This window comes from Streptomyces sp. NPDC051172, from assembly GCF_040682555.1.
In the GTDB taxonomy this organism is placed as follows: domain Bacteria; phylum Actinomycetota; class Actinomycetes; order Streptomycetales; family Streptomycetaceae; genus Streptomyces.
Window position 1 is genome coordinate 235,416 of sequence record NZ_JBFBBE010000001.1, and the last position, 12,180, is coordinate 247,595.

Consider the following 12,180-nt stretch of genomic DNA (forward strand, 5'->3'; position numbering starts at 1 on the left):
CGTCACAACCCGTCTCACACCGGTCCGTTACGCCCCTTTCGTGACGATCTTCAGGCGTCCCCGTACGCCTCCCCGCCCAGTTCGAACCCGGCCGTCCCGGCGGTCGCGTCGGCGAGCCAGGCCCGGAAGGCGTCCACGTCGGAGTCCGGCAGGCCGACCTCGATGGTGACCGCCTCGCCGTAGCGCACGTCGCGTACCTCGCGGCCCGTCGAGTGCAGGTCGTTCTGGACCTTGCCTGCGCGCTGGTGGTCGACGGTCACGGTGGCCAGCCGGAACCTGCGGCGGGTGAGGGTGCCGAGGGCGTCCAGGGCCTCGCCCACCGCACCGCCGTACGCCCTGATCAGTCCGCCCGCGCCGAGCTTGACGCCGCCGTAGTAGCGGGTGACGACGGCGACGACGTACCGCATGTCCCGGCGCAGCAGCATCTGCAGCATGGGGACGCCCGCGGTGCCGCCCGGTTCGCCGTCGTCGCTCGCCTTCTGGACGGAGGCGTCGGCACCGATGACGTAGGCCCAGCAGTTGTGGGTGGCGTCCGCGTGCTCCTTGCGCACGGCGGCGACGAAGTCCTGGGCCTCCTGCTCGGTGGCCGCGGGCGCCAGGGCGCACAGGAAGCGGGAGCGGTTGACCTCGGTCTCGTGCACGCCCGCGTGGGCGACCGTGCGGTACTCGTCCTGCATCCGGCCAGCCTATGCGGCACGCGTGCGCTCGCCCGCGCCGGAGGAGTGCCCGGATGGCTGCCCGGGCGAGCACTCGGCCCGGCACAGTCCTACGTGCCGTGGTCCTTCTTCTTGCCCCGCGGCACGAGCATGCTCGTCAGCAGTGCCGTGCCCGGGGCGAGCGCGTCCCAGGCGGGTCCGTGCCAGGCCAGTACGGCGATCGCGGAGGTCGGGAACTTCAGCCGCACCTCGTCCAGGGCGTCGTCGAGGCTGTCCCCGGCCAGTTCCAGGACGAGCTCCTCCAGGCCGGGGTTGTGCCCGACCAGGAGCAGCGTCTCGACCTCTGCGGGCACCTCGTGCACCGCGGTCAGCAGGTCGGACACCTCGGCGGCGTACAGCCGCGGGTCACGGCGTACCGGCGGCGGTGTGCCCCACTGGGCCGAGGCCAGTTCCCAGGTCTGCCGGGCGCGCAGGGCGGTGGAGCACAGGGCGAGGTCCGGCAGGCAGTCCGCCTCGACGAGGGCCCGGCCCGCTGCCGGTGCGTCCCTGCGGCCACGCGGCGCGAGCGGGCGCTCGTGGTCGGGGACGCCCTGAGGCCAGGCCGACTTGGCGTGCCGCAGCACCACCAGGCGGCGCAGCGGGCCGGCTCCCGCACGCGCGATCACGCCGGCGATCCGAGGTCGCGGGTGAGTTCCAGGCCGAGCAGCCGGTCCGCGTGGGCGTACGTCTCGAACCGGGCGCCGTCCGGCAGCTCCGACTCGGTCTCCACCCAGGTCAGCACGTCGAGCACGGAGGGGACGTCCAGGTCGTCCTCCCAGGCGGTACGCAGGCGGGTGCGCGCCTCGTCGGGAACCGGCCGCGACGGCTGTCGTGCCCAGGCGGCGACCGCGCGGCGCCAGCGTGCGAGGGTTTCGCCGGCCTCGTCCAGAGCGGCCGCGTCGAGCCGCAGGGGTGTGCTCCGGCTCCGGGAGAGCAGGGCCAGGCGCAGGGCGGCCGGGTCGGCGCCCTCGGTCGTGCCGGGTGCCTCCGGGTCGACGGGGGCGACGGCGACCCGGACGCCGTCGGGTGTCGCGCCGCCCTCCCCCACGACGTGCAGAACCTGGGCCTCGCCCAGTCCTGGACCGACGTCCCGCCGGTCCTCGAAGGGCCGGATGCCGAGCGCGGCCGCCCCGGCCCGCAGCTCCGCCTGGCCCCGTTCGGCGCTCAGCACGCCCCACACCGGGGTGCCGCCGAGTTCCAGGGCCCGCACGAGGAGGTCGGCGACCAGCAGCACCCGCAGCGCGCCGGTGTGGAAATCGGACACATGGGCTTCGACCCGGGTCAGCCCCCTGCGGACCGGGGCGGCGTCGACGGACTCGCCGGTTCGGGCGTCGGTGATGCGCAGCACGGGCTGAGCGTAGGCGGGCGGACGGCCGCGCGCAGGCATCCGGCGCGAATTCCGCCCACGGCGGCGGATTCCCACCACGCCCGCGTGCCCCCGCCCCGTGCCGATGTGACCTACGCGCGCGTGCGGATCCGGTACCCACCCGCGCGCACCTCTCATTCATACGCGAGGCTCACTCATCCACGCCCGGCGCATGGATCCGCACGCGGTCGAGCACCGCCATCGCCGACGTCTCCCCCAGGACGTCTGCCACATGCGCCAGGAAGTCCCTGAGCCGGGCCTCCGCGTCGACGATGACCACGGCGCACGGCCCCTTCAGTGCGAGTTCAGTGCGAGCGACGATTGCTTGGGGTCGCCCGCGCCGAAACCGATGACTCCGCGGAAGACGCTCGCGCCGATGAGGCCCTCGCAGTGCGCCCGGTGAACGAGTTCCGCGTAGGCAGGCCTGTGGTGCCACGACACGGCGGCGTCGAGGTGGATGGTCAGGCGTGCGGCGAGCATGTCGTAGCCGGACACCGGCCACCTGCTGCCGTGCGGACTGTCCGGACGGTACTGCGCCGACGGCCGGCCGAACAGGCCGTCAGGGCGCAGCGGAAACCGGGGAATCGGGGAATCATCGTGAACTCCCGGCGGTTGTCGGACAGCAGGGCATGTCCACGAGGTACAGGGAGGCTGCGGTGTACGGCGACGAGGCAACGATCCGCAGGATCCTCACCGAATCCGGCGACACCTGGGCCGTGGTGGGCCTCTCGTCGAACCGGGGCCGCGCCGCCTACGGCGTCGCCCAGGTGCTGCAGCGCTTCGGCAAGCGCATCGTGCCCGTCCACCCCAAGGCGGAGACGGTGCACGGCGAGCAGGGGTACGCCTCCCTCGCCGACATCCCCTTCGACGTGGATGTCGTCGACGTCTTCGTCAACAGCGACCTCGCCGGACCGGTCGCCGACGAGGCGGTCGCCAAGGGCGCCAGGGCCGTCTGGTTCCAGCTCGGCGTGATCGACGAGGCGGCGTACGACCGTACGCGGGCGGCGGGCCTCGCCATGGTCATGGACCGCTGCCCGGCCATCGAGATACCGCTGCTCGGCTGAGCCGGCCGGGGCCCACGCGCCCCATATGTGCCACCGGTCACACTGCAAGCGCTCCCAGACGGCCGCCACTTCGCTGCGAATTCTGTGGCGGTGCCAGGGGCGACAGCGGTTTCCACCGCGTACAGATCCCCTGAAGGACTGTCCAGGAAGCTCCCGGCGGTTGGTCAAAACTTCACCATGGGTCTTCTGCTGGACCCCTGATGTTTCCTAATCTGCGACGTCGCATGCACTGAAAACATGTATTCAAATGGTGAGAGGTCGCTGAAAATATGGTGAGCGTCGAGCAGACCTCCGTGGAGGAGGCCAGGGGTCCAGGTGGCCTCAGGCGTGACGTCGGACTGATCGGTCTGATGTGGGCCTCCGTCGGTTCCATCATCGGCTCGGGATGGCTCTACGGAGCCCACGACGCGGTCATCCAGGCCGGCCCGGCGGCGATCATCTCGTGGGTGATCGGCGCGATCGCGATCGTGCTGCTGGCGCTGGTCCACGCCGAGCTGGGCGGCATGTTCCCGGTGGCGGGCGGTACGGCCCGATACCCGCACTACGCCTTCGGCGGACTGGCCGGCATGTCGTTCGGCTGGTTCTCCTGGCTCCAGGCCGCGACCGTCGCCCCGATCGAGGTCGAGGCCATGATCGGTTACGCCGGTCACTGGTCCTGGGCACAGGGCCTTCAGCACGCCGACAAGACTCTGACCGCCAGCGGTCTGGCCGTGGCGGTCGTCCTCATGGCCGTCTTCGTCGGGGTGAACTTCTTCGGCGTACGGGCGCTGGCGCACACAAACAGCGCGGCGACCTGGTGGAAGATCGCCGTTCCGCTGGGCGCGATCTTCATCATGGCGGCGACCCACTTCCACCCGGGCAACTTCCACTCCGAGGGCTTCGCGCCGTTCGGCGCGAAGGGCGTGCTCGCGGCGATCAGCACCAGCGGCATCATCTTCGCGCTGCTCGGCTTCGAGCAGGCCATCCAGCTGGCGGGCGAGAGCCGCAACCCGAAGCGGGACCTGCCGCGCGCCACGCTCGGCTCGGTGGCGATCGGCGCCGTCATCTACGTCCTCCTCCAGGTCGTGTTCATCGGCGCGCTGCCGCACAGCAGCTTCGCGCACGGCTGGGCCCAGCTCGCGTTCAAGGGCGACACCGGGCCGTGGGCCGGTGTCGCGACCCTGGCGGGTCTCGGCTGGCTCGCCTTCGTCCTCTACCTCGACGCGATCATCTCCCCCGGTGGTACCGGCCTCATCTACACCACCGCCACCTCACGCGTCTCCTACGGCCTGGCGAAGAACGGCTATGCGCCGAAGATCTTCACCAAGACCGACTCGCGCGGTGTGCCGTGGTTCGGCCTCATCATGTCCTTCGTCACCGGCGTGATCTGCTTCCTGCCCTTCCCCAGCTGGCACAAGCTGGTCGGCTTCATCACCTCGGCGAGCGTCCTGATGTACGCGGGCGCGCCGCTGGCCTACGGCGTGTTCGCCGACAAGCTGCCGCACCTCGAGCGCCCGTACCGGCTGCCCGGCGGCAAGGTGATCTCACCGGTGGCCTTCGTGGTGGCCAACCTGATCATCTACTGGTCCGGCTGGGACACCCTGTGGAGGCTCGGACTGGCGATCGTCCTCGGCTACCTGCTCCTCGGCGGCTACGCCTGGTGGGCCAACTCCACCAACCAGCCCGACGCGCCCCGGATGGACTTCAAGGCCGCCCAGTGGCTGCCGGTCTATCTCCTCGGCATGGGCGTGATCTCCGCCGAGGGCGGCTTCGGCGGCGCGGGCAACATCGCACTGTGGTGGGACATCCTGGTCATCGCCGTCTTCTCCCTGGCGATCTACTACTGGGCCAGGGCGACCTCCTCGAAGCGCGAGGACATCGAGCGCAGCATCGACGAAGTCGTCGTCACCGACGCCCCCGCGCACTGACCGAACACCCTTCCTCGACTCGGCCCGTCGGCCGCGGCTCCCCTGCCGTGGCTGACGGGCCACCGTCATAATGCTCGGGTGACTTCCACCTCCCACCCCAACTCGCCCTCCCCGCAACGTTTTCCGGTTGTGATCGTGGGCGCCGGGCCCGCCGGTCTCACCATCGGGAACATCCTGCGGGCCGCGTCGGTCGACTGCCTGGTCCTGGAGGCCGAGACACGGGAGTTCATCGAGCAGCGGCCACGGGCCGGCGTGCTCGAGGAGTGGGCGGTGCGCGGGCTCCAGGACAGGGGCCTCGCGGACCAACTGCTGGAGCGGGCGCAGGTGCACACCCAGTGCGAGTTCCGTGTCGAGGGGCAACGGCACCGGTTCTCGTACACCGATCTGACAGGTCATCACCACTTCGTCTATCCGCAGCCGCTGCTGGTGACGGACCTGGTGCGCGAGTACGCCGACATGCGCGGCGGCGCCATCCGGTTCGGCGTGCGGGACGTGCAGTTGCACGGCCTGGACACGGACCGGCCTGCGGTGTCGTACCTCGACCCCGAGACCGGTCGACGCACGCTCGTGACGTGCGACTTCGTGGCGGGCTGCGACGGAGCACGCGGGGTGACCCGGACCGTGCTTCCGCAGCAGGCCCGTATCGCCCGGCACGACTACGGCGTCGGCTGGCTGGCGCTGCTGGCTCAGGCACCGCCGTCCAGCGACTGCGTGGTGTTCGGCATCCATCCGAACGGCTTCGCCGGGCACATGGCCCGCAGCCCCGAGGTCACCCGCTACTACCTGGAGTGCCCGCCCGGCGACGACCCGGAGAACTGGTCGGAGGACCGCGTCTGGGCCGAACTCCAGGAGCGGCTCGGTGCCGCCGACCGGCCGCCGCTCACGGAGGGCAGGCTGATCGAGAAGCGAGTCCTGGACATGCACAACTACGTGGTCGAACCGATGGTGTTCGGCCGTCTGTTCCTGGCCGGGGACGCAGCCCATCTCACCGCGCCCATCGCGGCCAAGGGCATGAACCTGGCCCTGCACGACGCCTTCCTGCTCGGCGACGGGCTCGTCGCGTACCTCACCAAGGGCGACACCGGCGGCCTCGACGGCTACTCCGCGGCCTGCCTCGCACGGGTGTGGGACTACCAGGAGTTCTCGCAGTGGCTGTCGGAGGTGTACCACGGCGCGTCGTCGGGCGACGCCTACCGCGCGGGCACGACGTTGGCCCGGCTGCGCCGCCTCTTCGAATCCCCCGCTGCCGCGGCGGCGTTCGCGGAGCAGTACCTCGGCAAGGGCTCCGCGTCCTGAACCCCGTGACTCTCAGTCGTGCAGCGGCCGGTCGCTGAGTCGGTGGTCCGCCACCTTCAGCGCCTCGTCCACGAGCCGCCGCAGATGGCCGTCCCGCAGCGAGTAGACGACCCTGCGGCCCTCCTTGCGCGTGTTCACCAGGCCTGCCAGCCGCAGCCGCGCCAGGTGCTGGCTGACCGCGGGCCGGGCCGCCCCGCTCGCCTCCGTGAGGGTCGTGACGTCGGCCTCGCCGCCGGTCAGCGCATGCAGCAACGCGAGGCGGGTGCGATCGCCCAGCAGGGCGAGGAGTTCGGCGGCGAGTGCGAACTGTTCCTCGCCCGGGGTGCGCGGGTGCGCATCCTTCGCAGTTGATAGGTGCATGCGTGCGCTCATACGCACATAATGGTCCCGTGGGCGTCCCCGCGTCCACCACCGCGCACCGGAAGGGGCCCCACGTGAGCGACCGGCACCACCACCACGACGAGCACCACGACCACCACGGGCACCCGCATCACCACCACCCGAAGGGTCTTCGGCACCGCCTCGGCCACCTCTTCACCCCGCACTCCCACGAGACCGCGGACAAGCTCGACTCCGCACTGGAGTCCTCGGCCCGCGGTATGCGCGCACTCTGGGTCTCGCTGGCCGTCCTCGGGGCGACGGCCGTGGCGCAGGCGGTGGTCGTGATCCTGTCCGGTTCGGTGGCCCTGCTCGGCGACACGGTGCACAACGCCGCCGACGCGCTGACCGCCGTACCGCTGGGGATCGCGTTCGTGCTGGGGCGACGGGCGGCCACGCGCCGCTTCACCTACGGCTACGGCCGTGCCGAGGACCTCGCGGGGATCGCGATCGTGCTGACGATCACCGCGTCCGCCGCGTTCGCGGCCTGGGCGGCGGTGGAGCGGCTGCTCGATCCGCGTCCCGTCGCGCACATACCGGCGGTGGCGGTGGCCGCGCTGGTCGGCTTCGCCGGGAACGAGTGGGTGGCCCGCCACCGGATCCGGGTGGGCCGGGAGATCGGCTCGGCCGCACTGGTCGCCGACGGACTGCACGCCCGCACTGACGGCTTCACGTCACTGGCGGTACTGCTGGGTGCCGGCGGTTCGGCGCTGGGGTGGCAACTCGCCGACCCGCTCGTGGGGTTGGCGATCACCGCGGCGATCGCGCTGGTACTGCGGGACGCCGCACGGGAGGTGTTCCGGCGGGTGATGGACGCCGTCGACCCGGAGCTGGTGGACCGCGCCGAGCGGGCGCTGCGCGCGGTACCGGGCGTGCGGGAGGTCGGTGAGCTGCGGCTGCGCTGGATCGGGCACCGGCTGCGGGCCGAAGTCGCGGTGGTGGTCGACGGCGAGGCGACCGTACGCACGGCGCACGGAATCGCGGTCGAGGCCGAACACGCCCTGCTGCACGCCGTACCACGACTGACGGCGGCCCTGGTGCACGCCGATCCGGCACCGACACCGGGCGAGGAGGACCCCCACCTGGCCTTGGCGCATCACGCGACGCACTAGGCAGTCTCAGCATCCGGTCCGGTACGGCAGCGCCCTGAAGGGGCGCGGGGCTGCATCACCCCGAGCGGGGGTTGCAACTGCTGCGTGGTTCATCAGCGAATTTCAGTCTTTCTCAATTGCTATCTTGGTCGTGTGAAGCTTTCCGAGTGGGCGTCGCGCAACGGCGTGCACTACCAGACCGCGTGGGCGTGGGCGAAAGAGGGCCGTATGCCGGTCCCGGTGCGCCAGACACCGTCCGGTACATGGCTGGTGGACGAGCCCACTCCGCAGATGTCGGGCCGTGTCGTGGCGTACTGCCGGGTCTCGTCGACGGACCAGAAGCCGGACCTTGATCGGCAGGTAGCGCGTGTGGTCCAGGGGGCCACCGGTCTCGGCCTGCCGGTCGCGGAGGTGGTGACCGAGGTCGGTTCAGGTCTCAACGGGCGACGCCGCAAGCTGCACCGGCTCCTGTCCGACCCTCAGGCGGCGGTGATTGTGGTGGAGCACCGTGACCGGCTGGCCCGGTTCGGTGTCGAGCATCTCGAAGCCGTCCTGGCCGCGTCCGGGCGGCGCCTGGTCGTCCTCGATGCGCAGGAGACGACCGACGATCTGGTGCGGGACATCACCGAGGTGCTGACCTCGATGTGCGCGCGCCTGTACGGGCGGCGGGCGGCGAAGAACCGGGCCGCCCGTGCGGTCGCGGTAGCGATGGGCGAGGCCGCCGAATGAAGAGGTTCCAGCCGCAGCCCGGGTTCGTGGTGCAGGCGTACCGGTTCGCGCTCGACCCGAACGCCGCCCAGGAAGCCGCGTTGCGCTCGCACTGCGGTGCCGCGCGTGCCGCGTACAACTGGGCTGTCGCCTGGGTGACCGCCTCGTGGTGGCAGCGCCGTGCGGAGGAGTCGTACGGCATCTTGGAAGATGCGCGGACGCAGTGGCGGCCCTGGTCGCTGCCCTCGCTGCGGAAGGCGTTCAACGAGGCCAAGAAGACCGACCCGAGGTTCTCCGGCTGGTGGGAGGAGAACTCCAAGGAGGCGTACTCCACCGGCCTGGCCAACGCGTCGGCCGCGTTCGACAACTACACCAAGTCGAAGAACGGCAAGCGCAAGGGCCGCAGGATGGGCACGCCCCGGTTCAAGCCGAAGCGGAAAGCACGCCTCGCCTGCCGGTTCACCACCGGCACCATCCGCGTCAACGCTGACGGCCGCCACGTCACGCTGCCCCGGCTCGGCACACTGCGCACCCAGGAGCCCACCGGCAGCCTCCTCACCCGCGTACAGGCCCAGACCGCGCGCATCCTGTCGGCGACCGTCCGGCACGAACGCGGACGCTGGTTGGCCTCGTTCCAGGTGGAGGTCAAGCGTGACCTGGTGAAGGTCACGCGGCCCGATTCGGTGGTGGGCATCGACCTCGGCGTGAAGACGCTCGCGGTCATGGCCGACAGTGCGGGCGAGATCCGCGAGATCCCCAACCCGAGTCATCTGGATGCCGCGCTGAAGCAGCTGCGCCGCGCCTCCCGCACCGTCTCCCGGCGCCAGGGCCCGGACCGCAGGACAGGACAGAAGGCGTCGAAACGCTGGGAGAAGGCCAACGCCGCCCGCAACCGCGTGTATCACCGTGTCGCGAACCTCCGCGAGGATGCCCTCCACAAGCTCACCACCGCCGTCACGGCCGAGTACGGCACCGTGGTGGTGGAAGACCTCAACGTCGCCGGGATGCTGCGCAACCGGCGCCTCGCCCGGCGTATCGCCGATGCCGGATTCGGCGAGATCCGCCGCCAGCTCACGTACAAGACCCAGCGCAACGGCTGCCGCATCGTGGCCGCGAACCGCTGGTACCCCTCCTCCAAGACCTGTTCCGGGTGCGGCGCGGTGAAAGCCAAGCTGCCGCTGCACGTCCGGACATTCGAATGCGACGCCTGCGGCCTGGTCATCGACCGGGACGCCAACGCCGCACTCAACCTCGCCGCCCTCGCGGCAGCCGCAGTAACGGGTACCGGAGTGGCCGGAGACCCGGACGTCGTCAAGGCGTCGAAGCCTCGTGGAGCCGACCAGAAGACCCGCACCACCCGCCCCCGCCGCAAGACGGGGACGGGGCGGGCAGGTGGCGCAACCCTGCCGTGCCAGCGGCAGACAGAAACGAGAGACCGTACTCAAGCCGAAGCCCTCACGCCTTGGTGACGAGACGGACCTTCCGGGCCGAGATGCCCGGAATGCTGAGAGTCCTTGAGGCTCAAAGCAACGGCTCGGCGCGCTCAGACCCCGAGCCCCTCCACCACCACGGCACCCGGCAGTTCCACGAACGCCTTCCCCGGGACCAGCAGCTTGCCCCGTCGGCGGCCGCTGCCGACCAGGACGTACGGAAGATCGGCCACGGCCGAGTCCACCAGCACCGGCCAGCCGTCCGGGAGGCCGATCGGGGTGATGCCGCCGTACTCCATCCCGGTCTCCCCTGTCGCGGTGTCCATGGACGCGAACGAGGCCTTGCGGGCCCCGAGTCGGCGGCGGACGACGCCGTTGACGTCGACCCGTGAGGTGGAGAGCACGAGGCACGCGGCGAGTGTCGTCTCCCCGCCCCGCTTGCCGGCCACCACCACGCAGTTCGCCGACTGCTCCAGCAGTTCCCGCCCGTAGTGCTCCACGAAGACGACCGTGTCGGCCCACTGCGGGTCGGTGTCGACGTAGACGATCTGGTCGGCGGGGACACTGCCGCTCCAGTGGCGTACGGCGTCGGCGACCGGGCGGGTCAGTTCGTCGAGGGCGTCGGGGGCCGGGATCGCGATGTCGAAGTGTCCGATGGGAGGGCGCATGGCCGCACGCTAACAGGGCGTCCCGGGTCGCCTCAGTGCACGGGCGGCACGGAGACCGCGAGCACGAGCTCCATCGGCACATCGCCCTGATTGCCGTAGCTGTGCGGGGCGTTGGCCTCGAAGGTGACGCTCGCGCCGGCCGGGACGCGGTACTCCGCGCCCTCCACCGTGAGGGTCAGCTCACCGGACGTCACATGGGCGATCTCCACCGTGCCGGCGGGATGCGGGTCCGAGGCGCTGCTGTCACCCGGCATCAGCCGCCAGTCCCACATCTCCAGCGGCCCCGGCGCCTCGGTGCCGGCGAGCAGGCGGCTGTAGCTTCCCGCGTCGGTGTGCCACAGCCGTACCACTTGTTCGGCCGGGACGACCCGCACCTTCGGCCCCCGTTCGTAGTCGAGCAGAGTGGGAACGCTGACACCGAGCGCGTCGCCGATCTTGACGACCGTGCCGATGCTCGGGTTGGTGCGGGCCTGCTCGATCTGGATGAGCATGCCACGGCTGACTCCGGCGCGGGCGGCGAGCGCGTCCAGGGTGAAGCCACGCTCGCCTCGCCAGCGTTTGACGTTGCGGGCCAGGGACTGGGTCAGCAGATCGAGGTCCGACACGTTCCGTCCATATCCATGTACTGCGAGGTCAATATCCTGGATGACAGGGTTCACTACGCTGAACTACGGTGTTGTGCACCCGATCGTTCACCGAACTGTACTGCGAGGCGACCCGTGACAGCATTCTTCGCCCTGGCCACCAGCCTGTTGTGGGGCCTTGCCGACTTCGGCGGCGGACTGCTGACCCGGCGCACGCCGGCGCTCATGGTGGTCGTCGTCTCGCAGGGGATCGCCGCGACCGTGCTCGGGGTGATCGTGCTGGCCACGGGCGGCTTCAGCGAGGCCGGTCCCCGGCTGTGGTTCGCCTTCGCCGCCGGGCTGGTGGGCCCGGTCGCCCTGTTCTCCTTCTACAAGGCCCTCGCGCTGGGCCCGATGGGCGTCGTCTCCCCGCTCGCGACCCTGAGCGTGGCCGTCCCGGTGGGCGTGGGCCTCCTCCTTGGCGAACGCCCCGGCCTGATGCAGGTCGCGGGCATCGCGGTCGCGGTCACCGGCGTCGTCCTCGCGGGCGGACCACAGCTCAAGGGTGCGCCGGTGCAACGTCAGGCCATCCTGCTCACCCTCGTCGCGGCCCTCGGTTTCGGCACGGTGTTCGCGCTGATCACCGAGGCGTCCAGGACCGTCACCGGTCTCTTCCTCGCCCTCTTCGTCCAGCGCCTGACGAACGTGGGCGCCGGCGGCATCGCGCTCTTCGCCTCCGTGAGGCGGGGCGGCGAGGCCCTCCCGGCCGGCGGCTTCCCCTGGACGTCCCTCCCGGCGCTCGCCTTCGTCGGCCTCGCGGACGTCGCGGCGAACGGCACGTACTCGGTCGCCGCGCAGCACGGCCCGATCACCGTGGCCGCCGTCCTCGCCTCGCTCTACCCGGTGGTGACCGCCCTCGCCGCGCGCGGTTTCCTCCGGGAGCGTCTGCGCGGCATCCAGGCCGCGGGCGCGGGCCTCGCCCTGGTGGGCACCCTGCTCCTGGCGACGGGCTAG

At 71.1% G+C, this 12,180-nt stretch carries 15 protein-coding genes; 7 read left to right on the forward strand and 8 right to left on the reverse strand.

Annotation, left to right across the window (positions count from 1 at the left end):
- Nucleotides 1–50: 50 nt before the first annotated feature.
- The 5 genes from AB0N07_RS01060 to AB0N07_RS01080 all read right to left on the reverse strand — a co-directional run bounded on the left by AB0N07_RS01060 (nucleotide 51) and on the right by AB0N07_RS01080 (nucleotide 2,556).
- Nucleotides 51–677: a YigZ family protein gene (locus tag AB0N07_RS01060; protein ID WP_365830737.1), complete on the reverse strand. Its 627-nt coding sequence runs from the start codon at nucleotides 675–677 to the stop codon at nucleotides 51–53.
- Nucleotides 678–766: 89 nt separating this feature from the next.
- Nucleotides 767–1,321 carry a histidine phosphatase family protein gene (locus AB0N07_RS01065; protein ID WP_365830739.1) on the reverse strand — a complete coding sequence of 185 codons (555 nt, stop codon included), beginning with the start codon at nucleotides 1,319–1,321 and terminating at the stop codon, nucleotides 767–769.
- A complete protein-coding gene (locus AB0N07_RS01070) occupies nucleotides 1,318–2,082 on the reverse strand; it encodes a hypothetical protein (protein ID WP_365830741.1) in 765 nt (254 codons plus the stop codon). Before AB0N07_RS01070 ends, AB0N07_RS01065 begins: the two co-directional genes overlap by 4 nt.
- A gap of 130 nt (nucleotides 2,083–2,212) precedes the next feature.
- Nucleotides 2,213–2,341, reverse strand: a complete 129-nt coding sequence (locus AB0N07_RS01075; RefSeq protein WP_365830743.1) for a hypothetical protein — start codon at nucleotides 2,339–2,341, stop codon at nucleotides 2,213–2,215.
- A 14-nt stretch (nucleotides 2,342–2,355) separates the two neighbouring features.
- Nucleotides 2,356–2,556 (reverse strand): DUF190 domain-containing protein, encoded by a 201-nt coding sequence (locus AB0N07_RS01080; protein WP_365830745.1) that lies wholly within the window; start codon nucleotides 2,554–2,556, stop codon nucleotides 2,356–2,358.
- A 161-nt stretch (nucleotides 2,557–2,717) separates the two neighbouring features.
- Between AB0N07_RS01080 and AB0N07_RS01085 the strand changes: the two genes are divergently transcribed.
- From AB0N07_RS01085 to AB0N07_RS01095, 3 genes are all read left to right on the forward strand, one after another.
- Entirely contained in the window at nucleotides 2,718–3,125 is a 408-nt protein-coding gene (locus AB0N07_RS01085) for a CoA-binding protein (RefSeq protein ID WP_365830811.1), read from the forward strand.
- A gap of 269 nt (nucleotides 3,126–3,394) precedes the next feature.
- Nucleotides 3,395–5,032, forward strand: a complete 1,638-nt coding sequence (locus tag AB0N07_RS01090) for an APC family permease (protein ID WP_365830747.1) — start codon at nucleotides 3,395–3,397, stop codon at nucleotides 5,030–5,032.
- A 78-nt stretch (nucleotides 5,033–5,110) separates the two neighbouring features.
- The gene (locus AB0N07_RS01095) at nucleotides 5,111–6,328 is read left to right on the forward strand and encodes a 4-hydroxybenzoate 3-monooxygenase (RefSeq protein WP_365830749.1); all 1,218 of its coding nucleotides are present in this window, start codon (nucleotides 5,111–5,113) and stop codon (nucleotides 6,326–6,328) included.
- 12 nt (nucleotides 6,329–6,340) lie between these two features.
- Here the strand turns inward: AB0N07_RS01095 and AB0N07_RS01100 are convergent, their stop codons facing one another.
- Nucleotides 6,341–6,700: a metalloregulator ArsR/SmtB family transcription factor gene (locus tag AB0N07_RS01100; protein WP_181922852.1), complete on the reverse strand. Its 360-nt coding sequence runs from the start codon at nucleotides 6,698–6,700 to the stop codon at nucleotides 6,341–6,343.
- Nucleotides 6,701–6,762: 62 nt separating this feature from the next.
- Between AB0N07_RS01100 and AB0N07_RS01105 the strand changes: the two genes are divergently transcribed.
- From AB0N07_RS01105 to tnpB, 3 genes are all read left to right on the forward strand, one after another.
- On the forward strand, nucleotides 6,763–7,818 hold the full coding sequence (locus AB0N07_RS01105; protein ID WP_365830751.1) for a cation diffusion facilitator family transporter: 1,056 nt from the start codon (nucleotides 6,763–6,765) through the stop codon (nucleotides 7,816–7,818).
- Between the two features lie 132 nt (nucleotides 7,819–7,950).
- Entirely contained in the window at nucleotides 7,951–8,526 is a 576-nt protein-coding gene (locus AB0N07_RS01110; protein ID WP_365830753.1) for an IS607 family transposase, read from the forward strand.
- Nucleotides 8,523–9,974, forward strand: a complete 1,452-nt coding sequence (gene tnpB, locus AB0N07_RS01115; protein WP_365830755.1) for an IS607 family element RNA-guided endonuclease TnpB — start codon at nucleotides 8,523–8,525, stop codon at nucleotides 9,972–9,974. Before AB0N07_RS01110 ends, tnpB begins: the two co-directional genes overlap by 4 nt.
- A 74-nt stretch (nucleotides 9,975–10,048) precedes the next feature.
- On the opposite strand, the gene AB0N07_RS01120 is transcribed toward tnpB, so the two are convergent.
- Together AB0N07_RS01120 and AB0N07_RS01125 are read right to left on the reverse strand one after the other, a co-directional pair.
- Nucleotides 10,049–10,603 (reverse strand): YbaK/EbsC family protein, encoded by a 555-nt coding sequence (locus AB0N07_RS01120; RefSeq protein WP_365830757.1) that lies wholly within the window; start codon nucleotides 10,601–10,603, stop codon nucleotides 10,049–10,051.
- A gap of 32 nt (nucleotides 10,604–10,635) precedes the next feature.
- The gene (locus AB0N07_RS01125) at nucleotides 10,636–11,208 is read right to left on the reverse strand and encodes an XRE family transcriptional regulator (protein ID WP_365830759.1); all 573 of its coding nucleotides are present in this window, start codon (nucleotides 11,206–11,208) and stop codon (nucleotides 10,636–10,638) included.
- Between the two features lie 114 nt (nucleotides 11,209–11,322).
- Here AB0N07_RS01125 and AB0N07_RS01130 point away from each other — a divergent pair, with 114 nt between their 5' ends.
- On the forward strand, nucleotides 11,323–12,180 hold the full coding sequence (locus AB0N07_RS01130) for a DMT family transporter (protein WP_365830761.1): 858 nt from the start codon (nucleotides 11,323–11,325) through the stop codon (nucleotides 12,178–12,180).